Source organism: Nocardioides sp., assembly GCF_029937575.1.
Lineage (GTDB): Bacteria > Actinomycetota > Actinomycetes > Propionibacteriales > Nocardioidaceae > Nocardioides.
This window is the reverse complement of the sequence record NZ_JAPYPS010000005.1, coordinates 1-22,565: the sequence shown is the minus strand read 5'-3', so window position 1 is coordinate 22,565 and position 22,565 is coordinate 1. Positions and strand designations below refer to the sequence as shown.

Annotated in this window: 20 protein-coding genes; 11 read left to right on the top strand and 9 right to left on the bottom strand. The window is 71.8% G+C overall.

Going from position 1 to position 22,565, the window contains the following annotated elements:
- The first annotated feature begins 5 nt into the window (after nucleotides 1-5).
- Together Q1K33_RS03030 and Q1K33_RS03025 are read left to right on the top strand one after the other, a co-directional pair.
- Nucleotides 6-2,324 (top strand): CoA transferase, encoded by a 2,319-nt coding sequence (locus Q1K33_RS03030; RefSeq protein ID WP_300400439.1) that lies wholly within the window; start codon nucleotides 6-8, stop codon nucleotides 2,322-2,324.
- Nucleotides 2,321-3,493, top strand: coding sequence for an MFS transporter (locus tag Q1K33_RS03025; RefSeq protein ID WP_300400437.1), 1,173 nt, complete (start codon nucleotides 2,321-2,323; stop codon nucleotides 3,491-3,493). The genes Q1K33_RS03030 and Q1K33_RS03025 overlap by 4 nt, the downstream gene beginning before the upstream one ends.
- A 25-nt stretch (nucleotides 3,494-3,518) precedes the next feature.
- Here Q1K33_RS03025 and Q1K33_RS03020 read toward each other — a convergent pair whose 3' ends face one another.
- Together Q1K33_RS03020 and Q1K33_RS03015 are read right to left on the bottom strand one after the other, a co-directional pair.
- Nucleotides 3,519-3,890, bottom strand: a complete 372-nt coding sequence (locus Q1K33_RS03020) for a MaoC/PaaZ C-terminal domain-containing protein (RefSeq protein ID WP_300400656.1) — start codon at nucleotides 3,888-3,890, stop codon at nucleotides 3,519-3,521.
- 32 nt (nucleotides 3,891-3,922) lie between these two features.
- Nucleotides 3,923-4,399, bottom strand: a complete 477-nt coding sequence (locus Q1K33_RS03015; RefSeq protein ID WP_300400436.1) for a MaoC family dehydratase N-terminal domain-containing protein — start codon at nucleotides 4,397-4,399, stop codon at nucleotides 3,923-3,925.
- 128 nt (nucleotides 4,400-4,527) lie between these two features.
- Here Q1K33_RS03015 and Q1K33_RS03010 point away from each other — a divergent pair, with 128 nt between their 5' ends.
- Genes Q1K33_RS03010 through Q1K33_RS02990 form a run of 5 tightly spaced genes read left to right on the top strand, consistent with a single transcriptional unit; the run spans nucleotide 4,528 to nucleotide 9,563 of the window.
- Entirely contained in the window at nucleotides 4,528-5,709 is a 1,182-nt protein-coding gene (locus Q1K33_RS03010; RefSeq protein ID WP_300400435.1) for a CoA transferase, read from the top strand.
- Entirely contained in the window at nucleotides 5,706-6,635 is a 930-nt protein-coding gene (locus tag Q1K33_RS03005; protein ID WP_300400432.1) for an SDR family NAD(P)-dependent oxidoreductase, read from the top strand. The genes Q1K33_RS03010 and Q1K33_RS03005 overlap by 4 nt, the downstream gene beginning before the upstream one ends.
- A 29-nt stretch (nucleotides 6,636-6,664) precedes the next feature.
- The gene (locus tag Q1K33_RS03000) at nucleotides 6,665-7,687 is read left to right on the top strand and encodes an aminoglycoside phosphotransferase family protein (RefSeq protein ID WP_300400430.1); all 1,023 of its coding nucleotides are present in this window, start codon (nucleotides 6,665-6,667) and stop codon (nucleotides 7,685-7,687) included.
- Nucleotides 7,684-9,081 carry an FAD-dependent oxidoreductase gene (locus tag Q1K33_RS02995; RefSeq protein ID WP_300400428.1) on the top strand — a complete coding sequence of 466 codons (1,398 nt, stop codon included), beginning with the start codon at nucleotides 7,684-7,686 and terminating at the stop codon, nucleotides 9,079-9,081. The genes Q1K33_RS03000 and Q1K33_RS02995 overlap by 4 nt, the downstream gene beginning before the upstream one ends.
- Nucleotides 9,078-9,563: a nuclear transport factor 2 family protein gene (locus tag Q1K33_RS02990; protein ID WP_300400426.1), complete on the top strand. Its 486-nt coding sequence runs from the start codon at nucleotides 9,078-9,080 to the stop codon at nucleotides 9,561-9,563. Before Q1K33_RS02995 ends, Q1K33_RS02990 begins: the two co-directional genes overlap by 4 nt.
- Here the strand turns inward: Q1K33_RS02990 and Q1K33_RS02985 are convergent.
- Nucleotides 9,491-11,179: an FAD-dependent monooxygenase gene (locus Q1K33_RS02985; protein WP_300400424.1), complete on the bottom strand. Its 1,689-nt coding sequence runs from the start codon at nucleotides 11,177-11,179 to the stop codon at nucleotides 9,491-9,493. The genes Q1K33_RS02990 and Q1K33_RS02985 overlap by 73 nt on opposite strands.
- Before the next feature lie 100 nt (nucleotides 11,180-11,279).
- On the opposite strand from Q1K33_RS02985, the gene Q1K33_RS02980 reads away from it, so the two are divergent.
- Nucleotides 11,280-12,092 carry an SDR family NAD(P)-dependent oxidoreductase gene (locus Q1K33_RS02980; protein WP_300400421.1) on the top strand — a complete coding sequence of 271 codons (813 nt, stop codon included), beginning with the start codon at nucleotides 11,280-11,282 and terminating at the stop codon, nucleotides 12,090-12,092.
- Between the two features lie 16 nt (nucleotides 12,093-12,108).
- Complete coding sequence (locus Q1K33_RS02975) at nucleotides 12,109-12,936, top strand: NUDIX domain-containing protein (RefSeq protein ID WP_300400419.1); 828 nt, start codon at nucleotides 12,109-12,111, stop codon at nucleotides 12,934-12,936.
- A 16-nt stretch (nucleotides 12,937-12,952) separates the two neighbouring features.
- Here the strand turns inward: Q1K33_RS02975 and Q1K33_RS02970 are convergent, their stop codons facing one another.
- Genes Q1K33_RS02970 through Q1K33_RS02950 form a run of 5 tightly spaced genes read right to left on the bottom strand, consistent with a single transcriptional unit; the run spans nucleotide 12,953 to nucleotide 17,406 of the window.
- Nucleotides 12,953-13,723: an SDR family NAD(P)-dependent oxidoreductase gene (locus tag Q1K33_RS02970; RefSeq protein ID WP_300400417.1), complete on the bottom strand. Its 771-nt coding sequence runs from the start codon at nucleotides 13,721-13,723 to the stop codon at nucleotides 12,953-12,955.
- A gap of 19 nt (nucleotides 13,724-13,742) precedes the next feature.
- Nucleotides 13,743-14,498 (bottom strand): enoyl-CoA hydratase-related protein, encoded by a 756-nt coding sequence (locus Q1K33_RS02965; protein ID WP_300400415.1) that lies wholly within the window; start codon nucleotides 14,496-14,498, stop codon nucleotides 13,743-13,745.
- Nucleotides 14,495-15,781: an acyl-CoA dehydrogenase family protein gene (locus Q1K33_RS02960; protein ID WP_363319620.1), complete on the bottom strand. Its 1,287-nt coding sequence runs from the start codon at nucleotides 15,779-15,781 to the stop codon at nucleotides 14,495-14,497. Before Q1K33_RS02960 ends, Q1K33_RS02965 begins: the two co-directional genes overlap by 4 nt.
- Nucleotides 15,778-16,485 carry a nitroreductase gene (locus Q1K33_RS02955; RefSeq protein ID WP_300400413.1) on the bottom strand — a complete coding sequence of 236 codons (708 nt, stop codon included), beginning with the start codon at nucleotides 16,483-16,485 and terminating at the stop codon, nucleotides 15,778-15,780. The genes Q1K33_RS02960 and Q1K33_RS02955 overlap by 4 nt, the downstream gene beginning before the upstream one ends.
- A 54-nt stretch (nucleotides 16,486-16,539) precedes the next feature.
- Nucleotides 16,540-17,406, bottom strand: a complete 867-nt coding sequence (locus tag Q1K33_RS02950) for a resuscitation-promoting factor (RefSeq protein WP_300400411.1) — start codon at nucleotides 17,404-17,406, stop codon at nucleotides 16,540-16,542.
- A gap of 254 nt (nucleotides 17,407-17,660) precedes the next feature.
- Between Q1K33_RS02950 and Q1K33_RS02945 the strand changes: the two genes are divergently transcribed.
- Entirely contained in the window at nucleotides 17,661-19,001 is a 1,341-nt protein-coding gene (locus Q1K33_RS02945; protein ID WP_300400409.1) for an FAD-dependent oxidoreductase, read from the top strand.
- Between the two features lie 96 nt (nucleotides 19,002-19,097).
- Here Q1K33_RS02945 and arr read toward each other — a convergent pair whose 3' ends face one another.
- Nucleotides 19,098-19,532, bottom strand: coding sequence for an NAD(+)--rifampin ADP-ribosyltransferase (gene arr / locus Q1K33_RS02940; RefSeq protein WP_300400407.1), 435 nt, complete (start codon nucleotides 19,530-19,532; stop codon nucleotides 19,098-19,100).
- A gap of 315 nt (nucleotides 19,533-19,847) precedes the next feature.
- Here arr and Q1K33_RS02935 point away from each other — a divergent pair, with 315 nt between their 5' ends.
- Nucleotides 19,848-21,539, top strand: a complete 1,692-nt coding sequence (locus Q1K33_RS02935) for a ribonuclease J (protein WP_300400405.1) — start codon at nucleotides 19,848-19,850, stop codon at nucleotides 21,537-21,539.
- Nucleotides 21,540-22,565: the final 1,026 nt, after the last annotated feature.

Here is a 22,565-nt window from a genome sequence, read left to right as displayed (position 1 = left end):
ATCCCATGCTGAACGACGCGATCGTGCTCGAGCTCGGCGAACGCCTCGCCACGTCGTACGCCGGGCGCCTGCTGCGCGACCTGGGTGCGACCGTGGTGCTCGTGGAACCCACCGGAGGGGTGACGCTGCGGCGTACGGAGCCCGCGTACGCCGAGCACCTGCACGCCGGGAAGCAGTCGGTGACCGAGGCGACCCTGCCGCGCCTGGTCGGGAGACCCGACGTAGTGCTGCACGACGACAGCCCGACGGCCCTCGCGGCGGTCGACGCTCTCCGCGCGGGCGATTCCGCGGTGATGGCGGTGGCGGTGTCGAACTACGGGCTCGACGGTCCGGCCGCGGCTTCCCCGGCAAGCGAGCTGACGCTGCAGGCCGAGGCCGGCATCTGCGTCACCCACGTCACCGGGGACCGCCCGGTCGTGCAGACCGGCGTCGACCTCGGCGAGCTGTCCGCCGGCGCCGCGGCGGCCCAGGCCGCGGTGACCGCCCTCCTCTCGCGCGATGCGGGTGCCCAGGAGGTCGCCGCGGACGTCTCGGTGTTCGAGTCACTCATCGGACTCCTGCAGTATCCGTGGCTCTACGACGGCGTCGAGCACCACGGGGAGTACCCGACCCCTCAGTCACCCGTGCCGGGCATCGAGCGCGCCGCCGACGGCTGGGTGTGCGTGGTCAGCGTCACCGGACCGCAATGGAGCGCGTTCAAGAAGCTCGCCGGCGTGCCCGAGCTCGACGACCCGCGGTTCGACCAGATCCTCGACCGGGTGGTGCTGTCGGCCGAGGTGACCCCGCTGGTGCGACGCTTCACCGCGCGGCACACCATCGCTGAGCTGGTCGACCTCGGTGCGGCACACCGGGTGCCGATCGTGCCGGTCGGTACGCCGGCGACGATGAGCTCACTGCCGCCCTACGCGGCGCGCGGGGTGTTCGTGCCGCAGCCGTCGGGCACCGGCGTGCACCCACGCCCGCCCTTTCGCGCGCACGCGGCTCCCTGGGTCGGTGAAGCTCTGGCGGCGGTGGGGGCGGACGACGACCTCGACCGGCTCCCGGACAGCGCGGTGCGGATCCCAGTGCACGCGACCGCGACGGCCACGTGGCCGCTCGCGGGCCTGCGGGTGCTGGAGCTCGGCACCTTCCAGGCGGGTCCGATCGTCACCGAGAACCTCGCCGCTCTCGGTGCCGACGTCATCAAGGTCGAGGCCGTCAACCGGCCCGACCTGATCCGCTTCGCCGGGGTGCCGTCCACCGTCGACCGCTTCTGGGAGCGCTCGGCCGCGTTCACCGCGGTCAACCTCGGCAAGCGCGAGATCACTGCCGACCTCACCACGGAGCAGGGCCTGGACATCGTGCGTCGCCTCGCGGCCGAGAGCGACGTCGTCCTGGAGAACTTCCTCCCGCGCGTGCTCGACGAGCGCGGGCTGGACCTGGGCGGACTGCGCGCGGTGAACCCCGACGTGCTGATGGTGCGGATGCCCGCCTGGGGCCTCGACGGCCCGTGGGCGGATCGACCGGGCTTCACCTACACGGTCAACGCCGCGGCCGGCGTCGCCGCCCTCACCGGGTACCCCGACGGTGAGCCGCTGCTGACCGGCACGATCGTCGACCCCTTCGCGGCGATGGTGGCCACTGCGGTGACACTCGCCGCGATCCGTCACCGGGTGCGCACCGGCCGGGGCGGCCTCGTCGAGGTACCGCTGTGCGACGTCGCCGCTCAGCTGTCCAGCCGCTCGGTGATCGCGTGGTCGGCCACCGGGGTCGCCGCCGAGCGGGCAGGCAACCGTGCGAGCGGCTACGGTCCGCGCAACGTCTACGAGTGCTCCGACGGCGTGCGCGTCGCTATCGACGTGGACGAACCGGCGGCCTGGGACCTCTTCGCGGCTGTGCCGTTCGTCAAGGACTGGGCGGCCGATCCTGTCCTCGCCGACGCGGCGGCCCGCACGCGCGTGCTGCCCGAGCTCGATCGGCTGCTGACCACCGCGTGCGCCACGCTGCCGGCCGAGGAGGTGGTCCGATCGATACGCGAGGCCGGCGTACCGGCTGCGATCGTCGCCGTCGGCACCGACCACCCCCACCACCCACAGCTGGTCGCTCGCGACCGCGTGATCCACCTCGACCACGCCGTCATCGGACGCCAGGACTACCTGCTGGGCGCGGCCCGGTTCACCGCCGGTCCGTCGACGACGCCGCGCGCCTCGGCGCCGATGTTCGGGGAGCACAGCCACGAGGTGCTGGCCGAAATCGGGCTGAGTGACGACGAGGTCGAGGCCCTGGTGACGGCCAAGCTGATCGGCGACTCGCCGTTCGGCCTGCCGTTCGCCGGGAGACCGTGAGCGCAGCGGCCGGCAGCCGTCTCTGGACCGTGCCCTACGTCGTGACCGTGAGCGCCACCAGCCTGGTCTTCGTCGCCGTCGGCATCACCATCCCGCTGCTGCCGTTCGTAGTCACCGACACCTTCGACGGCACCGAGCTCGCGGTCGGCCTTGTCTTCGGCGCGTCGGCGGTCTCGGCGATCATCTGCCGCCCCGCACTCGGTCTGCTCGGCGACCTTCGTGGACGCCGGTTGCTCCTCGTGGTCGGCACCCTGGTCGCTGCGACCGGGCTCTACGGTCATCTGCTCGCCGACAACGTCTCCGGACTCGTCATCGCCCGACTCACGCTCGGCCTGGGCCAGGCCGGCGTGATGGTCGCGGCGACGACCCTCGCGCTCGACCTCGCCCCGGCGGGGCGTCGCGGCGAGGCGTCGAGCTATCTCTTCATCGCCGTCAACGGCGGGCTCGGCACCGGGCCGGCCATCGGCCAGGCGCTGAGCCGACTCGGCGACGACGTGCCCTGGTACGGAGCCGCCGGCGGCTGCGTGCTCGCCGGGCTGCTCGGCCTCGCGCTTCCGCGGCTCAGACGCGCCGCGACCGGCGACGTCGTCGCGCGCGTGCCGGCGTCGTACGGCGTCGCGCTGCGTACCGGAGCGCTCGCCGGCCTCGGCACGCTCGGGTTCGCCGGCTTCCTCGCGTTCGTGCCCCTGTACGCCGAGGAGATCGACCTCGCCGCGACCTCGGCGGTCTTCCTGCTGGCGTCGGGCACCGTGGTCGCCGTCCGTCTGCTCGCGGCGAAGGTGCCCGACCGCTACGGCGCGCGGCGGGTGGCCCGACTGTCGTTCTCGGTGCTGGTCGTCGGCTTCGTGCTGATGGCGCTGTGGCCGAGCGTGGTCGGCCTGCTGCTCGGCACCGTCGTGATGGCGACCGGCCTGTCACTGGTCGTGCCTTCGCTGGTGCTCCAGGCCACCGCCGATGTGTCGGAGGGCGAAGAGACGCGGAGGATGAGCACGTTCACCGTGTTCCTCGACCTCGCCGCTGCGCTCGGACCCAGCACCCTCGGCATCGTGGCCTCACAGACGTCCTACCAGCACGCGTTCCTGGTCTGCGCGGCCGCGGCCGCGCTCGGGTTGGTGCTGCTGCTGCGCTGGGTGCCGGCCCAGCCCCGCTGCCTCACCCCCGCGACCTGACCGCGCCGAGGGCCGGGGCCGGCACTCAGCCCAGGGCCACCACACCGCGCCCGCGGAACACCGGCGTGCCGTCCTGGTTGGTCGTGGTGACGTCGTACGTCGCCCGGTCGCCGTCGACGGCAACGCACTCGGCCCGCGCGGTGAGGGTGTCACCGGGCCAGACCTGGGCCAGGAAGCGGCCACCGAGGTGCCGAACGGCGGCGGCGCCGTGCACGTCGGTGAGCACGCGGCCCGTCATCCCCATCGTCAGCATGCCGTGGGCGAAGACACCGGGGAAGCCCGCCACCTCGGTGGCATAGGTGGCATCGGTGTGGAGAGGGTTGTAGTCGCCGGAGGCGCCGGCGTACATCACGACCTGGGTGCGCGTCAGGTCGTCGACCAGCACGAGCTCGTGCATCGTGCCGACCTCGGGCGCCTCGACCGCCGCACTCACGCCGCGTCCCCCGGACGTCGCGCGGTGCGGACCCCGATCAACGTGCTGGTCACGACCAGCGCGCCGTCGGCGTCACGCAGTTCGGTGACCTCCTCGAAGAACGACAGGGTGCCACCGCGGCGTCCCTCCTTCGCCCAGGTGCGGCCGGGCCGGCTGGTGCGGGTGAGCACCTCGCCGACGCGCACGCCCCGCTCGAGGTCGAAGTGCTGCTCGGCGTAGAGCACGCCCGCGGCCGGGTCGTCGTCGTCGGGGCCGTAGCCGGTGGGCTCCCGGCCCGAGCCGAACCACTTCTCGCCCGGCGCCGGACGGAGCGGATAGTGCTCGTCGGCCTGCGCGGCCGCGATGGTGAACGTCGGTGGTGCCGCCGAGCCGTCGTGGTGCACGTCGCCGAGGGCACGGGCGAAGGTGCGCACGTGGAGGTCCTCGACCGGGAAGTCCGGCAGCGGGTCAGCCTGGGGATCGGGTGGTGTCATGCCCTCACGCTAGAGATCCATCGCGCGCCCGATCGGCAAGGTTCCGGAGCCCGGAACATCCCACCGCACACCGACCGCCACCGGGTCTAGGTTCGGCCGCGCCCCGTCCCCGCTCGAAGGAGAGCCCCATGGCCGCGTCCAGCTCAGGACCGATGACCGGCGTGCGCGTGGTCGAGCTCGGCATCTGGGTCGCCGCCCCGTCGGGCGGCGCGATGCTGGCCGACTGGGGCGCCGACGTGGTCAAGATCGAGGCGCCGAACGGCGACCCGCTGCGCCAGATCCGAGACGCCGTCGGCCTCGCCGTTCACGAGCACTGCCCCTACTTCGAGCCCGAGAACCGTGGCAAGCGCAGCATCGTCCTCGACCTCCGCAGCGAGGAGGGCCGTACCGCAGCCGCAGCACTCGTGGCCGACGCCGATGTGTTCCTCACCAACCTGCGACCGGCGGCCCTCGCCCGCCTCGGCCTCGATCACGACACGCTCCTCGCCGCTCACCCCGGGCTCGTCTACGCCCTGGTCACCGGCTACGGCCTCGAGGGTCCCGACGCCGCCGCGGGGGCCTACGACATGGGCGCCTTCTGGGCTCGCGGGGGCATCGCCGAGCTGCTGACCACCGAGGGCGGAGCCACCCCGATCCAGCGCAGCGGAATGGGCGACCACGTCGCCGGGCTGGCCGTCGCCGGCATGGTCTCGGCCGCACTCCTGTCCCGCACGCAGACGGGTCGTGGCCAGCTGGTGACCACCTCGCTGACCCGACTCGCGGCCTGGCAGATCAGCACCGACTACAACCTGCGGTTGATGCTCGACCGGCCCGCCCCGCGCACCGACCGACACACGGAGGCCAGTCCGGTCTGGAACAACTACCGCGCCGGTGACGGCAAGGCCTTCTGGCTGATCGGGGTGGAGGCCGACCGGCACTGGCCGACACTGGTGCGACTGCTCGGTCGCGACGACTGGGCCACAGACCCCGGCCTGGGCACCCGCGCCCAGCGCGCGGCGCGCGCAGCCGAGCTCATCGCCGAGCTTGACGTCGTCTTCGCCACCCGGTCGCGCGCCGAGTGGGCGGCCCTGTTCGACACCGAGCCCGACTTCTTCTGGGCGCCCGTCAACGACGTAGACGACGCCCTTGCCGACCCGCAGACCCACGCGGCCGGCGTGGTGCTCGAGGTCGCCGCGGACGACCGGCCCCTGCGCATGGTCAACAGCCCGGTCGACTACCTCGGCACACCGCCGGGGCCGGTGCGCGGCGCGCCCACTCTCGGCCAGCACACCGATGAGGTCCTGGCAGAGCTGCGCGAGGCGGCCCAGTGAGCGCCGGCCCTGACATCCGCTTCGACGGCCAGGTCGCGCTGGTCACTGGCGCCGGCAACGGACTGGGCCGCGCCCACGCGCTCGAGCTGGCCCGTCGCGGCGCCCGGGTTGCGGTCAACGACGTCGCCCGGACCCCTGACGGCGAATCGGCGGCGCAACGGGTCGTCGACGAGATCCGCGCGCTCGGGGCCACGTCCGTCGCCCTCGACGGCGACGTCGGCCACGAGGAGACCTCGACCGGCCTGGTACGAGACACCGTCGCGGCCCTCGGCGGGCTCGACATCGTGGTCAACAACGCCGGCCACGGGAAGCCGTCGACCGCCCAGGACACCTCCACGGAGCTGCTACGCGAGATCCTGGACGTGCACCTCTTCGGCATGTTCTGGATCCAGCGCGAGGCCCTGATCCACATGCGCGAGCGCGACTACGGCCGCATCGTCAACACCAGCTCGGCACTCGGCGCCTTCGGCGCTCCGGACTCCTTCACCTACACCGTCGCCAAGGCCGCGATCGTCGGGATGACCCGCGCGGCCTCCCTCGACAACCGCGACCGCGACATCCGGGTCAATGCGCTCGCACCGGTCGCCAACAGCGGGCTCGCGGCGTCATACTTCGCCACCCAGCCCCAGCTCGACACGGCCCGTCTGCATCCGTCGTACTGCTCCCCGGTCGTGGCCTACCTCGCCCACCGCTCGTGCGAGCTGCACGGGACGACGCTGGCGGCGGGCGGCGGGCGGGTGGCTCGCGTCTTCACCGCGACCGCCCCGGGTCTCGCCGACCCCGACCTCGACGCCGAGTCAGTCGCGGCCCACCTCGATCTGGCCCTCGCCCTCGACGGCATGCGCGTGCTCGGCTCCTCGCTCGAGCAGTACGAGCTGCTCCCCGACTTCGGACCCGCATCCACAACCAATGGAGGCCGCGGATGAACGTCCTTCAAACCAGAATCCCGCTCCCGATGTCGCTCGATGAGGTCTCCCCGGCGTGGCTCAGCGACGCCCTCGACACCGAGGTCGTCCATGCCCGGCGCGAGGGCGAGCGGGCCGGCACCTCGACGTCCGCCCGGTTCGTGCTGACCTACCCGAGCGGGGCGCCGGACGACCTGCCCGGCAGCGTGTACGTCAAGGGTGGCTTCGATCCGGTCATGCGGCGACGGGTGTGGGCCGCACTGATCATGGAGGCACGCTTCTACGCCGAGCTCGCCCCCGACGTGCCGATCAACATCCCCCGCGTGCTCTTCGCCGGCGTCGACCACCACGCCCGGCAGGGCGTCGTGATCCTCGAGGACATGGCGGCGCGCGACGTCGAGTTCGGCCACATCACGGAGCCCCGCGGCGTCGACACGGTCGCCCGGCTGATCGAGCTGCAGGCCCGACTGCACGCCCGGTTCTGGGCAGACCCGCGCCTCGACGCCTACGCCACGTGGGGCGAGCCGCAGCGCTCGTTCCTCGACTACCTGCTGCGCGAGAAGCACTGGGACGCCGTGCACCAGCGGGTCTACGCGGACCGGCTGCACGCCCTGCTGCCCGACCGCGAGCTCGCCCTACGTGCGCTGCACCGCTGCTGGGAGCTCGACGACGCGCTGCCCCGCACGCTGCTGCACGGCGACCCGCACTCGGGCAACCAGTACTTCGAGGCCGACGGGTCGCCCGGCTTCATGGACTGGCAGTGCCCGTTCCCCGGGGCTCCCGGCCACGACCATGCCGAGATGCTGATCACCTCGTTGACCGTCGAGGAGCGCCGAGTCCACGAGCGCGACCTGATCTCGCTCTACCGCGAGGTCCTGGTCGCGAGCGGCGTGGCCGAAGCGCCGTCCTTCGACGACCTGTTCCTGAGCTATCGGCACAACCAGATGCACAACATGGTGCAGGCGGTGTTCAACCCCTACGACATGCAGACGCAGGAGGTCACCGACCTCTCCGCCCTCCGCGCCATCACCGCCGCGGAGGACCTCGACCCGATCGGAGCGCTGGAGCTGTGAACGATTCAGCTGACATCCATGACGTGGTGGTGGTCGGCGCCGGCTTGGCCGGCAACGCCGCCGCCCTCAGCGCCGCCGAGGCGGGCGCCACCGTGTGCCTGCTCGAGAAAGGTGAGGCCTACGGCGGCACCTCGGTGAAGGCCGGCGGCGGGCTCGTCTTCGCCGGCACCGACTTGCAGCGCGAGGCCGGCGTCGAGGACGACGACGAGGCCCTGCGCACCGCAATCCTGGCGGCTGGACGGGGCGCGAGCGACCCCGAGACCGTCGCGGCCTACGTCGACCACCAACTCGACACCTACACCTGGATGACCGCCCGCGGTGTGGAGTTCGACTACTCCGCCGATCTCCAGCCCGGGCAGCTCAACCGGCTGCACGGCACCGCGCCCGGCAGCGCCACCGCGACACTGCACCGCCACAACCTCGAGCACCCCGGGGTCACCTACCGCACGCACGTCACGACCGAGCGGCTCCTCACCGGCGGCAGCGGCACCGTCGTCGGGGTGACGACGACGGACGGTGAGGAGGTCCGCGCCCGCCGCGGCGTCGTCCTGGCCTCGGGAGGATTCACCCGCAGCGACGAGTTGCTCGCGACCTTTGCGCCCCAGTGGCTGTCCACCACCCGCTTGGGCGGCGCCGACAACACCGGCGACGGGCTGCGGATGGCATGGGCTCTCGGCGCCGGCCTGGCCGACATGGCCTACGTCGAGGCGTCGTTCGGCGCCTGCGTGCCGGCGTTCCCCGACCTGGCCGACGTGCCCGGCCGCGAGCCGACGTTGCTCTACGCCAATGCGCAGGGCGCGGTGATCGTCAACCGCGAGGCTCGCCGCTTCGTCGACGAGTCGCTCAACTACAAGCAGATCAGCGTCAGCTGCGTGCGCCAGACCGACGGGCTGGCCTTCCAGGTGTTCGACGCGCGGATCATGGAGCGCTCTCAGCCAAACCCGAGCCCATCGGACTACAAGCAGGCCCTGGCCGACGGGCTGCTGCTCGAGGCACCCACGATCGCCGGACTCGCCGGACTGATGGGCGTCGACCCCGACACGCTGGAGACGACCGTCGCGACGTACAACGGCCACGTCGACGCGGGCCACGACCCCGACTTCGGACGACCGATCGTCGACCGCGGCGGCCCGGGCGCCGGCCGCATCGACGCCGGCCCGTTCTACGCGTTCCCCTGCCGGTGCGGGCTGACGACCACCTACTGCGGCGTGACCGTCGACCGCTCACTGCGCGTCCTCGACGTGTACGGCGAACCGATCGCCGGTCTCTACGCCGCCGGGGAGGTCGTGGGCGGCCTGCACGGCGCGACCTACTACAGCGGCACCGGGCTCGGGAAGGCCGCCGTGTTCGGCCGCGGCGCCGGGCTGTCCGTCGCGTCGGGTGCGGTCGGATGACCGGGCCGATCGACACCGTGCTGGACACGCTTCCTCCCTCCGCCGCCGCCGACGTGGTGCGCCGGTGGTTCACCGCCCTCGAGGTGCAGGACCTCGCCGAGCTCGGCGCCCTGATGGCGCGCGACGTCGTGATCGAGCTGCCGTTCAGCGAGTCGGGCCGCACCGACCCGGGGCACTTCCGGGTCTACGACGGTCACGCCGCGTGTGTCGAGTTCTGGACCGTCGCCTTCGAGGCCGAAGGGGACGGTGGACCCCTGCTCGACCCCGAGGTCACCGTCAGCGCCGACGGGACGACCGTATTCGTCGAGGGTCGCGGTGACATCACGATGGCCAGCGGACGCCGCTACCGCAACCGCTACGTCATGCGGATGGTGCTGCGCGACGGCTTGGTCGCGCACGTTCGTGAGTACTACAACCCGATCGTCTCTGCGTACGCGTTCGGACGCCCGGTCGCCGGCCAGATCCTGCTCGAGTCCCTCTGACCGGTCGCCATCGCGGCCAACCCGGCCACCGCGGCCGGGTCGCCGGGCAGCGCCTTCCCGCGCCAGGCGACGTGCAGATCGGGTCGGAGCAGCAGCAGCGAACAGCCGTAGGCGGCGCGCACGTCCGGCTCGTCGGACGTGACCACCGACAACGGCGCCCCGAGGTCGGCGAACGCGTCGACCAGAGGCTCCAGGGCCGCCCGGCCGGTGAGGTCGAGCACTGTGAAGTCGCGGCCCACGACGTCCTGCACCGCGCTGCCATCCTTCCGCCAGACGTGGGGCACCCGGACGCCGGGCCGGGTGTGGGGAGTGTAGGTGGTGGTTTCCCAGTCGGAGTCGCGCTCCTCGCCGGGCTCGTGGGCGACGAGCGCCGAGCCGGCATAGCTGTAGCCGAGCTCGACGCCGATCATCTCGTGCACGCGGCGTTGGTGCACCTGCGCCGCAGCCGCCACCTCAGCGCGCACCCGCTCGCCCTCGGACGTGGCCTCGGCGACGTCCGCGGTGACCAGCGCCCGCCACAGGCCGAGACCCTCGGCGGCCCAGCCCGACGCCCGCACGTTGCGCTCACCGACGCGGCGCCGCTCCGGCTCGTAGCTGTCGAGGAGGCCGGGTCCGCCCCAGCCGTGCACGGTGCCGGCGAGCTTCCAGGCGAGGTCGACCGCGTCCCCGACGCCGCTGTTCATTCCGAGACCCCCCGTCGGGATCACCAGGTGGGCGGCGTCGCCCGCGAGGAACACCCGGCGGTCGCGGTAGCGCTCTGCCAGGAGCAGGTGCAGGCGCCAGGTGGTGCTGTTGACCAGCTCGACGTCGGTCTCGAACCCGATCCGGCTGCGCACCTCGGCCTCGAGGTCGGCCTCCGGCGGGAGCTGGGCGTTGAGGGTGATGTGCGTGCGGCTGCCCTGCACGATGAACACGGCGCCCTGGAGGTCTGCGACGTAGTAGTGCCGGCCCTTGCCCATCTTGATGGAGTCGTAGAGGCCCTCGGAGCGGAAGGTGACCTGTCGCTGCTCGATCAGGTTGCCGCGACCCGCGAGCTTGATGCCGAGCTGCTTGCGCACCGGACTCGCGCCGCCGTCGCAGCCGGCGAGGTAGCCCGCCCGCACCGACTCGTCGCCGGCAGCGGTGCGCAGCACGACGTCGACGCCGTCGTCGTCCTGGGCGAAGCCCACGAGCTCGCAGCCGAAGCGAACGGTGACCCCCTGCGTCGCCTCGGCGACCTCGCGCAGCAGCGGCTCGAGGTCGTTCTGCGAGACCAGCTGGTAGGGCTCCAACGGCTCGGAGCCGTCGGTGGCTGCCGCGATCACCTCCCGGTGCTCGGCCACGCTCGGATACTCCAGCATGGTGAGGGGAGGGTCGACCAGCCGGGTGACGACGAAGACATCCATCGGGTTGTCGGCGGGGTAGCCGAGCTCACGCACGCGGTCGACGAAGCCGAGGCGACGGAAGATCTCCATCGTGCGCGCATTGGACCGGTCCATCTTCGGGAACTGCTTGGTCGTCGGGTCCTTCTCCACCAGGAGCACCCGCACCCCTCGCTGCCCCAGGTCGATGGCAAGGGTGAAGCCGGTCGGTCCTGCACCCGCCACCACCACGTCGTAGTCCTGCTCGGTTCGCATGACAGTGATGGTGGCGAGGATCCCTCCACGACGTGCTCGCTGGTTCCGGCGCACGGAACTGCCGATAGTCACGTCGCATCCGAGTCACGAGAGTGACGTCATGACCACCGACCGCTCCACCCTCCAGTCCGGCAGCGTCGCCGTCGTGGCCGGCGGGGCTCGCGGCATCGGCCGCGCCTGCGCCCTGAGGCTCGCCGAGCTCGGCGCCCGGGTCGCCGTCCTCGACGTCGACCTCTCCGGCGCCGCGGTGTACGGCGAGCAGCTCGGCGCTGCGTCGGTGGCCGACGAGCTCGTGGCCCGGGCCGGCGATGGCGTGGCACTCCAGGTCGACCTGACCGACCCCGCCGCGACCGCGGCGGCGTTCGACGAGGTGGTCGCGCGCTGGGGGGGCCTCGACGCGCTCGTGGTGCCGGCCGGCGGCGCGGTCACGCCGTACTCGCGCAGCCTGGCCAGCGAGACGACCGTCGAGGACCTCTCGGCGCTGCTCGACGTCAACCTGCGGGTGGTCGTCAACAGTTGTCGCAGCGCCGTGCCCGCCATGCGCGCTTCAGGAGGCGGGTCGATCGTCACCGTGGGCAGCTCTGCAGGGTTGGAGGCCGCCCCCGACGGCCACGTCGCCGGGTACGGCGCCGCCAAGGCCGCCGTGCAGCACTACACGCGCTACCTCGCCAACGAGGTCGGTCCGGCAGGGATCCGCGTCAACTGCGTCGCACCGGGCGTGATCCGCACCGCACGGGTGCTCGCCCAGGCCGCAGCCACCGGCTTCATCGACGAGGCGGCACTCGACATCCCATTGCGGCGTCAGGGTGAGCCCGACGACATCGCCGACGTCGTCCAGTTCCTCCTCAGCCCCCTGTCGTCCTACGTGTCCGGCCAGGTGATCGCCGTCAGTGGCGGCGCAGTCCACCCCTGAAGCAGAGGAGCACCCGATGCCGATGTTCACCGACATCCCACCCGCGCTCGTCGAGGCCGTCGAGACGTTCCGCCGCGAGGAGCGGGCGCCGGTCGTGCCCCGCGACGCGTCTTCCGTGATCCTCCTGCGCGACGGTGCGTCGCGGCCGGAGGTCTACCTCCTGCGCCGGACAACTTCGATGGCGTTCGCTGCAGGCTTCTGCGTCTTCCCCGGTGGCGGGGTCGACCCGCGTGACTTCGACACCGAGATCGGCTGGGCGGGCCCAACTGCCGATTCCTGGGCCGACACCCTGGGCTGCGACCTGCCGACCGCTCGCGCGCTGGTCTGCGCCGCCGTCCGGGAGACCTTCGAGGAGTCGGGGGTGCTGCTCGCAGGCCCGTCTGCGACGACCGTCGTGGCCGACACGACCAGCAACGCGTGGGAAGCGGATCGTCGCGCCCTTGAGTCCCGGGAGCTCTCGCTGAGCGACCTCCTGGCCCGACGTGGGCTGCTGCTGCGCAGCGACCTTCTGCGATTCTGGGCCCACTGGGTCACGCCGCTCTGGGAGCCCAAGCGCTTCGACACCCGCTTCTTCGTGGCCGTCCTGCCGGACGGTCAGGCTACGCGCGACGTCTCGACGGAGTCAGACCAGGTCTCGTGGATCGAGGTCGCCGAGGCCCGCGATCAGGTCGACCGCGGAGAACTGGCGATGCTCCCGCCGACCTACGTCAACACCTCCGACCTCGCACCCTTCGCCGACCTCGCCGAGGTGGTCGCAGAGGCCGACGGCCGGTTGCCCGAGGTGGTGCGGCCAGACCTGGTCATCGCCGCGGACGGCACGGCTCACCTGAGCATCGGCCGCTGAGCCGGTCGGTCGGTCCTCACGCGTTGCGTGCGACCAGCCCGCCGTCGACGGGGATGACGGTGCCGGTGACGAAGCCCGCAGCGGGCAGACAGAGGCTCAGCGTCATGTGGGCCACCTCCTCAGGCAAGCCGTAGCGCCGCAGGGCCGTGCGGCGTTGGGCGTAGAGGACCTTGTCCTCGGGTGCGGCGAAGGCCGTCATCGGGGTCTCGATCGGGCCGGGACAGATGCAGTTGACGGTGATGCCTTCCTTGCCGAAGTCCATCGCCAGCGCCTTGGTGAGCCCCGCGACGCCGGCCTTGCTAGCGGCGTACGCGCTGTCGTTGACGGTCGCGCCCAGCGCCTCGGTGGAGGCGATGTTGACGATGCGGGGACTGCTCGAGCCGCGCAGGAACGGCAGCGCGGCTCGGATCACGCGCTGCTGGGAGGTCAGGTTGATACGCAGCATCCGCTCCCAGAGCTCCTCGTAGTCGTCCCCGTCGAGCGGGGTGAAGCCGGCAATGCCGGCGTTGTTGACCACGACGTCGAGGCCGCCCAGCGCGCCGGCGACGGCCGGCACGACCTCGTGGATGCTCGCCGGGTCGCCGACGTCGAGGGTCCAGGCCGTGGCCCGCCCCCCGGATAAGATGATCTCGGCGACGACGCCCTCTGCGTTGGCGCCGTCGAGGTCGGTGACCGCGACGCGCGCGCCCTCCTCTGCGAAGAGGATCGCGGTGGCGCGGCCCATGCCCTGCCCGGCGCCCGTGACGAGCACCGCCTTGTCGCGTACGGATCGGGCGGACGATGTCATGCTGATGCCTTTCGGGTGGTCACTGCTGCCACCGCGGCGGCCGCTTGTCGAAGAAGGCTGCACTGCCCTCGGTCCAGTCCGGCGAGTGCGAGGCGGCAGCGATGGCGTGGTCGGTCGCGGTCCAGCCCAGCGCCTCCCCCGGGCCGCGCACGTCCTGCAGCGCGCGGAGCGAGGCGGCCACCGCGGCGGGTGAGTTCTTGGTGATCCGAGCGGCCAGGTGATGGGCCTCGGCCAGCGCCTGACCGGGCTCGCAGACCACGTTGAGCAGGCCGTACGACGCCGCCCGTGCGGCATCGAGCGGGTCGCCGGTGAGCAGCAGCTCGGCAGCGACGACGGACGGCAACCTGTCGGGGCCGCGGAAGAGTCCGCCGCACGTGGGCACCAGGCCACGGGCCACCTCGGGCAGCCCGAAGGAGGCCTGCGCACCGGCCACGACCAGGTCGCAGGCGAGCACGAGCTCGAAGCCCCCACCGAGGGCCGGGCCCTCCACGGCCGCGACCAGTGGCGTACGGCGCCGGCGCCGGATCAGCCCGTACTCGCCGCCGCGGTCGGTGGCGGGGCTGGCCGACTCGTGCAGGTCGGTGCCGGCGCAGAAGACGGGTCCGGCGGCGGCGAGGATGCCGACGCGCAGGCTCGGATCGTCGTCGAGCTCGTCGAAGGCGGCGCTGAGCTCGTCGGTGAGCTGACGGTTGAGGGCGTTGCGCCGGCTCGGCCGTCGCATCTCGATCACCAGCACCCCGTCCGAGCGCTCGAGCCGGACGAGTGCCTCGCTCACGGCCGGAGGACCGATCCCGCGCCGAGCTCGTGGCGAGCGATGCCGCGCAGGTGCACCTCGTCGGGGCCATCGAAGATCCGCATCGCCCGGTGCCAGCCGTACATCGCGGCCAGTGGTACGTCGTCGGAGACCCCGGCGCCGCCGTGGACCTGGATGGCCCGGTCGATGACCTGGAGGGCGACGCGCGGCACCGAGACCTTGGCCATCGAGACGAGCGTCGCGGCGGCCTTGTTGCCGCTCTCGTCGATGACCTTGGAGGTGTGCTGGCACAGCAGCCGGGCCTGGTCGATGGCGATGCGGGACTCAGCGATCGCCTCGTGCACCATGCCCTGCTCGGCGAGCGGCTTGCCGAAGGCGATCCGGCTCTGCGCACGGTCGACCATGAGCTTGAGGGCGCGCTCGGCGGCGCCGAGGGCGCGCATGCAGTGGTGGATCCGGCCGGGTCCCAGGCGGGCCTGAGCAAGGGCGAAGCCGGAGCCCTCCTCGCTGAGGATGTTGCTGACAGGCACCCGGACGTCCTCGAAGAGGACCTCGCAGTGACCGTGCTGGTCGTGGCGGCCGAAGACGGGGACGTCGCGCACGACCGTCACGCCGGGGGTATCGGTGGGCACGAGCACCATCGACTGCTGACGGTGCCGCACGGCCTCGGTGTCGGTCTTGCCCATCACGATGAGCAGGGCGCAGCGCGGGTCGGCCGCGCCGCTGGTCCACCACTTGCGTCCGTTGATGACGTACTCGTCGCCGTCGCGCACGATCGAGGTCTCGATGTTGGTGGCGTCGCTGCTGGCGACTGCCTTCTCGGTCATCGCGAAGGCAGAGCGGATCTCGCCGGCGAGCAGCGGCTCGAGCCAACGGCGCTGCTGCTCCGGCGTACCGAAGAGGTGCAGCAGCTCCATGTTGCCGGTGTCAGGCGCCTGGCCGTTGATCGCCTCGGGGGCGAGCTCGAGGCTCCAGCCGGTGATCTCGGCCAGCCCCGCGTAGTCGAGCTGGGAGATGCCCGACTCCGCGGGGAGGAACAGGTTCCACAGTCCGCGGCGGCGGGCCTCGGCCTTGAGGTCCTCGACCACCGGCGGGAGGGTGTGGTCGTCGGGGCCGGCGGCCGCACGGTAGGCGTGGTAGTCGTGCTCGGCCGGGAACACGTGGTCGTTCATGAACTCGACCAGCGAGGCGCGCAGCTCACGTGCCCGGGGAGACGGCGTCAGGTCCAGCCCGGTGACGTCGAACGGGTCGGTCGGCACCTCCTCGCCGGACGCGCTGGTGGCCTGGTCGTGGGTGCTGGTCATGAGCGGATCTCCGTGACGACGTCGGTGAGGGCTGCCCGCTCGGTGCGGAAGCCGTTGACGGGGTGGTCGGCAGCCGGACGGCCCAGGGCGACGCCGCAGATCACCTGCCGGTCCTCGGGCAGGTCGAGCAGCTCGCGGACCTTGCCGGCGTACATGCCGATCGCTCCTTGAGCGATGGAGGCAATGCCGAGGTCGAGTGCGGCGTTCATCAGGTTCGCTACATAGCCGCCGCAGTCGACGGCGCCGTACACGCCGTGGTCGCGGTCGCTGGTGATGATGGCGAGATGTGGCGCACCGAACCCGTCGAAGTTGCGCAGCATCTGCGCCGTGCGGGCCGCGTGGTCGCCGCGCTCGATCCCCAGGCTCTCGTAGAGCGCGTAGCCGGCGCCCCGGCGACGCTCGGCGAACGCGCCGACGTACTGCGCAGGGAGAGGTACGTCGGGACTCAGGTCGGCGGGACGCTCGGCCACGTGCTCGGTGAGCTGCTTGCCGAAGTCCGCCAGGGGCTCGCCCCCCAGCAGGTGCACGCCCCAGGCCTGGGTGTTGCACCAGGACGCCGTTCGTTGGGCGGTGGTGAAGAGGTCGGTGAGCGTGTCGTCACCGAGCGGCTCGGGCAGGAACTCCCGACAGCTCCATCGCTGTTCCATCAGGTCGCGGAACGTCACCGGCACCCCCTCGTGGTCGTCGGGCGTTCCGACGACCACGAGTCACCCTAGCGAACGTTCGGTTTCTGCACGATCGGTGACGCTCGAAGGGGTCTACAGCAGGCGTCCGCAGTGCGGCCACGGGGACCGGCCGCGCTGCTTGTAGAGCAGCTTGGCCCGGTAGGTCTGCTCGGACGCCGAGGCGTTCGAGGGCAGCCCGGAGCCGCCGACCGAGCGCCAGGTGCCGGTGTTGAACTGGTAGAGGCCGTAGTAGCCGGCCGGGTTGACCGCACGCGGGTTGCCCGACGACTCGCAGTTGGCCAGGGCGCGCCAGTTGAGGTGGCCGGTGCCCGGCACGCTGCGCGCCTGGGCACCGACGAGGACCTTGCGCGGCTTTGGCGTCCGCATCACGCGCTTGGTCCGGTCGACGTCGACGACGTTGCCGTTCTGGCGGGTCTTGACGACCGTGATCTTCCGCAACCCGGGGCGACCCTTGGCCTTGACCTTGCGCTGGCCGGGCCGCAGGTGCGAGACCGTGCGGGTGCGGGTCGGCCTCTCGATCATGGTGCGCCGCACACGCTTCTTCCGGTCGACGGCGACGAGCTGCACGGCGTCCCCCTCACGCAGTCGGCGCTTCTGGGACCCCTTCATGAGCTTGCCGTCGCGACGGACGCGGACCAGGTCGTTGCCGTCGTAGGAGACTCCTTGGTCGTCCAGAAGCCTGCGCGCCCACGTGCGCGTGGTGCGCACGGGCCGCACGTCCTGCCGTTTCACCCTCAACCGGACGCGGTGCCCCAGCACGGCGGGCGCCACGTCCTCCAGCTCGGACTCGGTCGAGCTCGTCGGGGCGTCGGTGGGCGCCTGGCCGCTCTCCGCCCCGTCGGATCCGTACGCCGTGGAAGGCGACGCGAGCGGGACGGTGACGGCCAGGGCGGCTACCGCGCCGCCGGCGACGGCTCGCCGTACCTTGGGGTGAAGCATGTACACCTCGATGCTGTGTGGGGTCGCTGCGTACGACCGGCAGCCGTCCACCGTAGGTGGGTCGTCGGCGAGAACCACGGGATCCGGGTGTGCGTCTGCTCACGTGCCTCGTCGGCCACGCCGGGGCCACAGGCTGCGATTGTGAGGTCACAGGCGAATGGCGGGTACTGGTCAGGTGGCCGCCCCGGCAGGCTGGAGACACGTCCTCACGGGAGGCCGTCCCACTGTCCAGGTCCAGCAGGAGTGATCAGCCCATGCGCAGCATCCGCGTCGCCGTCGTCGGAGCAGGTCCGGCGGGCATCTACGCAGCCGACATCCTGACCAAGGAGCACGCCGAGATCAGCGTCGACCTGATCGAGCGACTCCCTGCTCCCTACGGTCTGGTGCGCTACGGCGTCGCACCCGACCACCCGCGGATCAAGGAGATCGTCAAGGCGCTGCGGCGCGTGCTGTCACGCGACGGCATCCGGTTCCTCGGCAACGTCGAGTACGGCACCGACATCAAGCTCACCGACCTGCAGCGCTCCTACGACGCGGTGGTCTTCTCGACCGGCGCGATGACGGACCGCGAGCTCGACGTCCCCGGTGTCGACCTCCCCGGCAGCCACGGCGCCGCCGACTTCGTGTCCTGGTACGCCGGGCACCCCGACGTACCCGCCGACTGGCCGCTCGAGGCCCGCGAGGTCGCCGTGATCGGCGCCGGGAACGTCGCCCTCGACGTCGCCCGGATGCTCGCCAAGCCGGCCGACGAGCAGCTGGTCACCGAGATCGCCGACAACGTCCACCAGGGCCTGGCGCTCAACCAGGCGCGCGACATCCACGTCTTCGCACGCCGCGGCCCGGCGCAGATCAAGTTCACGCCGATGGAGCTGCGCGAGCTGTCGCACTCCCCCGAGGTCGACGTCATCGTCCACCCCGAGGGCTTCGAGATCGACGAGGCCAGTCAGCAGGCGATCGCCGGCAACAAGGGCGTGCGCCTGGTGGTCGACACCCTGCTCAAGCACGTCGACGCCGAGCCCACCGACGCCTCGCGACGCATCCACATCCACCTGTGCCAGGCGCCGGTCGAGGTCCTCGGCGAGGACCGCGTCGAGGGCCTGCGCACCGAGATCACCGAGTTGCAGGGCGACGGCACCGTCCGCGGCACCGGGCGGTACGTCGACACCCCCGTGCAGGCGGTCTACCGCGCCGTCGGCTACCGCTCCAGCCAGCTCGCCGACCTGCCCTTCGACCAGGCAGGCGGTGTCATCCCCAATGCCGAGGGGCGCGTCCTCGACCTCGACGGCACCCCGATGGCCGGCACGTACGTCACCGGCTGGATCAAGCGCGGCCCGATCGGCCTGATCGGGCACACCAAGTCGGACGCCGCCCAGACCGTCGCCCACCTGCTGGCCGACCTCGACCAGCTGCCCGCGCCCGAGTCGTCCGACCCCGACGCCCTGATCACCCACCTCGCCGGACGCGGCGTCGAGGTCGTCACCTGGGACGCCTTCGAGCGTCTCGACGCCCACGAGATCGCCCTCGGCCAAGCGGCCGGGCGCGAGCGGATCAAGGTGGTGCCCCGCGAGGAGATGCTGCGCGCGAGCCGCGGCTGAGCGCTCGCGGTGGCCACGGTCAGGTGCGCCAGTCCCGCAAGATCGTCGGCGGGATCGCCCCGAGCAGTACGTCGCACCGTCGGCGGCGGCGCCCCCTCAGTCGTGGATGACCGCGGCGCCCCGCCGCTGGAGGTCGGCCAGGCCGTCCCGCATCGCCTGGACCTGCTCGGGGGTGTGTCCGACCCAGTCCGCCAGCTCGCCGACGACGCGCACCGGCTCGGTGGAGCGGTAGGACCTGGTCGGGTTGCCGGGGAGCTTCTTGTCGGTCACGTTCGGGTCGTCCTCGAGCTCTCCGAGCGGCTCGACGACGTAGACCCGTCCGCGGCCCTCCCCTGCGGCGAGCTCGGCTCCCCACGCGGCCGCGTCGAGGGTGGCGGTGACGTAGACGTGGTTCATGACGCGGCCCTCCTCGAAGTTGGACAGGCGTCCCGGCACCAGCAGGTCGCCCACCGCGAGGTCGGCCTTCGTCCCGTGCAGCAGGACCCCGCCCGGGTAGACCTCGAACGGCGTCGGCGCGCTCGTCGTACTCATCCTGACTCCTTCTCGCGGCCCCGCGCGGGCCACCGACGAGCAGTGTGAGGCACCACGGGGGTCTTGCCACAAGACCCCCGCCGCGGTACATAGTGGGAGTGGCAGGGAGGCTTCCGGCGACCCGACACGACGTACCCCCGGGATGCAGGTACGCCGGCGCGGGGTGGCGCGGGTCCTTCCGGCCGCCAGGCTCGGCGTAGGCTGGCGGGGGCCGCCTGTCGCGATCACGTCGCTCGACGGAGGTCGGCCCACTGACATATGCACGCTCGAACGACACCACCGGGGCGAGTCGCCCCGGTCGAGAATGGAACACCTGTGAGCCATCCCCATCCCGAGCTGCAGAAGCCACCGTCGCTGCCGTCCAACGGCCTGCGCATCGTCCCCCTGGGCGGGCTCGGTGAGATCGGGCGCAACATGACGGTCTTCGAGCAGTCGGGCAAGCTGCTGATCGTCGACTGCGGCGTGCTCTTCCCCGAGGAGCACCAGCCGGGCGTCGACGTGATCCTGCCCGACTTCAGCTGGATCCGGGACCGCCTGGACAAGATCGTCGGCATCGTGCTGACCCACGGCCACGAGGACCACATCGGCGGGGTCCCCTACCTGCTGCGCGAGCGGGCCGACATCCCCGTCATCGGCTCGCGTCTGACGCTGGCGCTGATCAAGGAGAAGCTCAAGGAGCACCGGATCGTCCCCAAGCTCCACGAGGTCAAGGAGGGCGACCGCGAGCAGGGCAGGTACGGCCCCTTCGACCTGGAGTTCGTGGCCGTCAACCACTCGATCCCCGACGGCCTCGCCGTCGCGATCCGCACGAAGGCCGGCATGGTCGTGCACACCGGCGACTTCAAGATGGACCAGTTCCCCCTCGACAAGCGGATCACCGACCTGCGCGGCTTCTCGCGACTGGCCGACGAGGGCATCGACCTGCTGCTCATCGACTCGACCAACGCCGAGGTGCCCGGCTTCACGACCTCCGAGCGCGACCTGATCCCCGCGATCGAGCAGGTCTTCCGGACCGCCCCGCGCCGGGTCATCGTCTCCAGCTTCGCCAGCCACGTGCACCGGATCCAACAGGTGCTCGACCAGAGCCACGCACACGGTCGCAAGGTCGCCTTCGTCGGCCGCTCGATGGTGCGCAACATGGGCGTCGCCGAGGACCTCGGCTACCTCAAGGTGCCCCAGGGCCTCATCGTGCCGCTCGCCCAGCTGGAGAAGCTCCCGGCCAACAAGGCCACGCTGATCTGCACCGGCTCGCAGGGCGAGCCGCTCGCGGCGCTGTCCCGGATGGCGAGCCGTGACCACAAGATCCGGGTCGGCGAGGGCGACACCGTCCTGATGGCCAGCTCGGTCATCCCGGGCAACGAGAACGCGATCTCCAACGTCATCAACGGCTTGACCCGCTGGGGCGCCAACGTCGTCCACAAGGGCAACGCCAAGGTCCACGTGTCCGGTCACGCCAGCGCCGGTGAGCTCGTCTACTGCTACAACCTGATGACGCCGGGCAACGTGATGCCGGTGCACGGCGAGTACCGCCACCTGCGCGCGAACGCCGACCTCGCGATCGCCACCGGCATCCACCCCGACCGCGTGGTCCTGGCCGAGGACGGCGTCGTCGTCGACCTGGTCAAGGGCCGGGCCAAGGTCGTCGGCAAGGTCGCCGCCGGCAACGTGTACGTCGACGGGCAGGTCGTCGGCGGCGTCACCGAGGCCACCCTCAAGGACCGCCGCACCCTGGCCGAGGAGGGAGTCGTCACGGTGCTCGCGATCGTGGACGCCGACACCGGCGAGCTGGCCGACCCGCCGGACTTCCTCGTCCGCGGCTTCGAGCACGAGCGCGGCGCCTTCGACCCGGCCGTCGCCGTGGTCGAGAAGACGCTCGCCCGGGCGGCCGCCGACGGCATCGGCGACTCCTACCGGCTCGAGCAGATGATCGGTCGTGACGTGTCCCGCTGGGCGCAGCGGGCGTTCCGCCGTACGCCGTTGATCATCCCGATCGTCATCGACGCCTGAGGCGTTCGGGCGAGCCCTACGGGCCGACGAGCACCGCGGCGCTGGGCGCGTGCGCGCCGACCGCCCAGCACCGCGGCGCTGGGCGCGTGCGCGCCGACCCCCGGGCCCTTCGTCAGCACGTCGACGCAGCGCACCTGGCGCTGCCACGAGTAGGCATGGCTGCCGACCTTGTTCCACGTGCCGGCGGTGCAGGTCAGCTGCGAGCCGCCGGCCGGGGTGCCGGAGACCGGCGGCGGCCGTGTTGGTCGGGATCGGCGCGACCTGGTTGCTACGCCTGGGCGACGGCCATGACGATGGGGCGTCGTCTCCGCCGCCCGGCAGGAAATCGGGCTCGTCGTACTGGTGGCCCCTCGGGCTGCTCGGCACAACGCATCGCCACGGCGGGGCTTGGTGGTGAACGTCCTACTGGCTGAAAGCATCGTCGCCCTGGCCGACCGTCGCGGTCTCCACCCGCCACCCTGGTCGCCGGCCGACGGCTCACCCACCTGGGCTACGGAGCGGGGGTGTGGACCGGAGCCGGCGCGTCGGGTTGCTCCTCCGTCACGGCATCGTGAGCACGGCCTTGATCGTGGAGCCGGATGTAGTGTCTGCGATCGCCCGCTCGATCTGGTCGAAGGGGTAGCTCGTGATCAGGCGGTCGGGCGGTCTCGTCGAGGGTGAGCAGCAGAGTGTCGGCTGCGGTCGTGGTTAGGGGGCTGGGGTGGGTGGTGGTCTCCATGGGACACCAAGGTGCGCAGGCCCGTCCCCAGCGATCACGGACCCGGGGGGAGGTGGGGGGACGCCGACCAATTCCGGGGGGATGCTGGCCAATTTCGGGGGGACGCGGCGGGGGGACGCGACCAGCCGCGACTCGGGCCGACGGTGGGGGTCCGAATAGTTTTTGAGCCAGTTTTTGGGCCGAGAAAGGCCCACCCCCCGGGCGGGGAAGTGGGCCTGTGAACCTGTTTGCGCAGGTCATGCGGTGAATCCGATCTGCGCGCCTGTAGGGATTCGAACCCCAAACCTTCTGATCCGTAGTCAGATGCT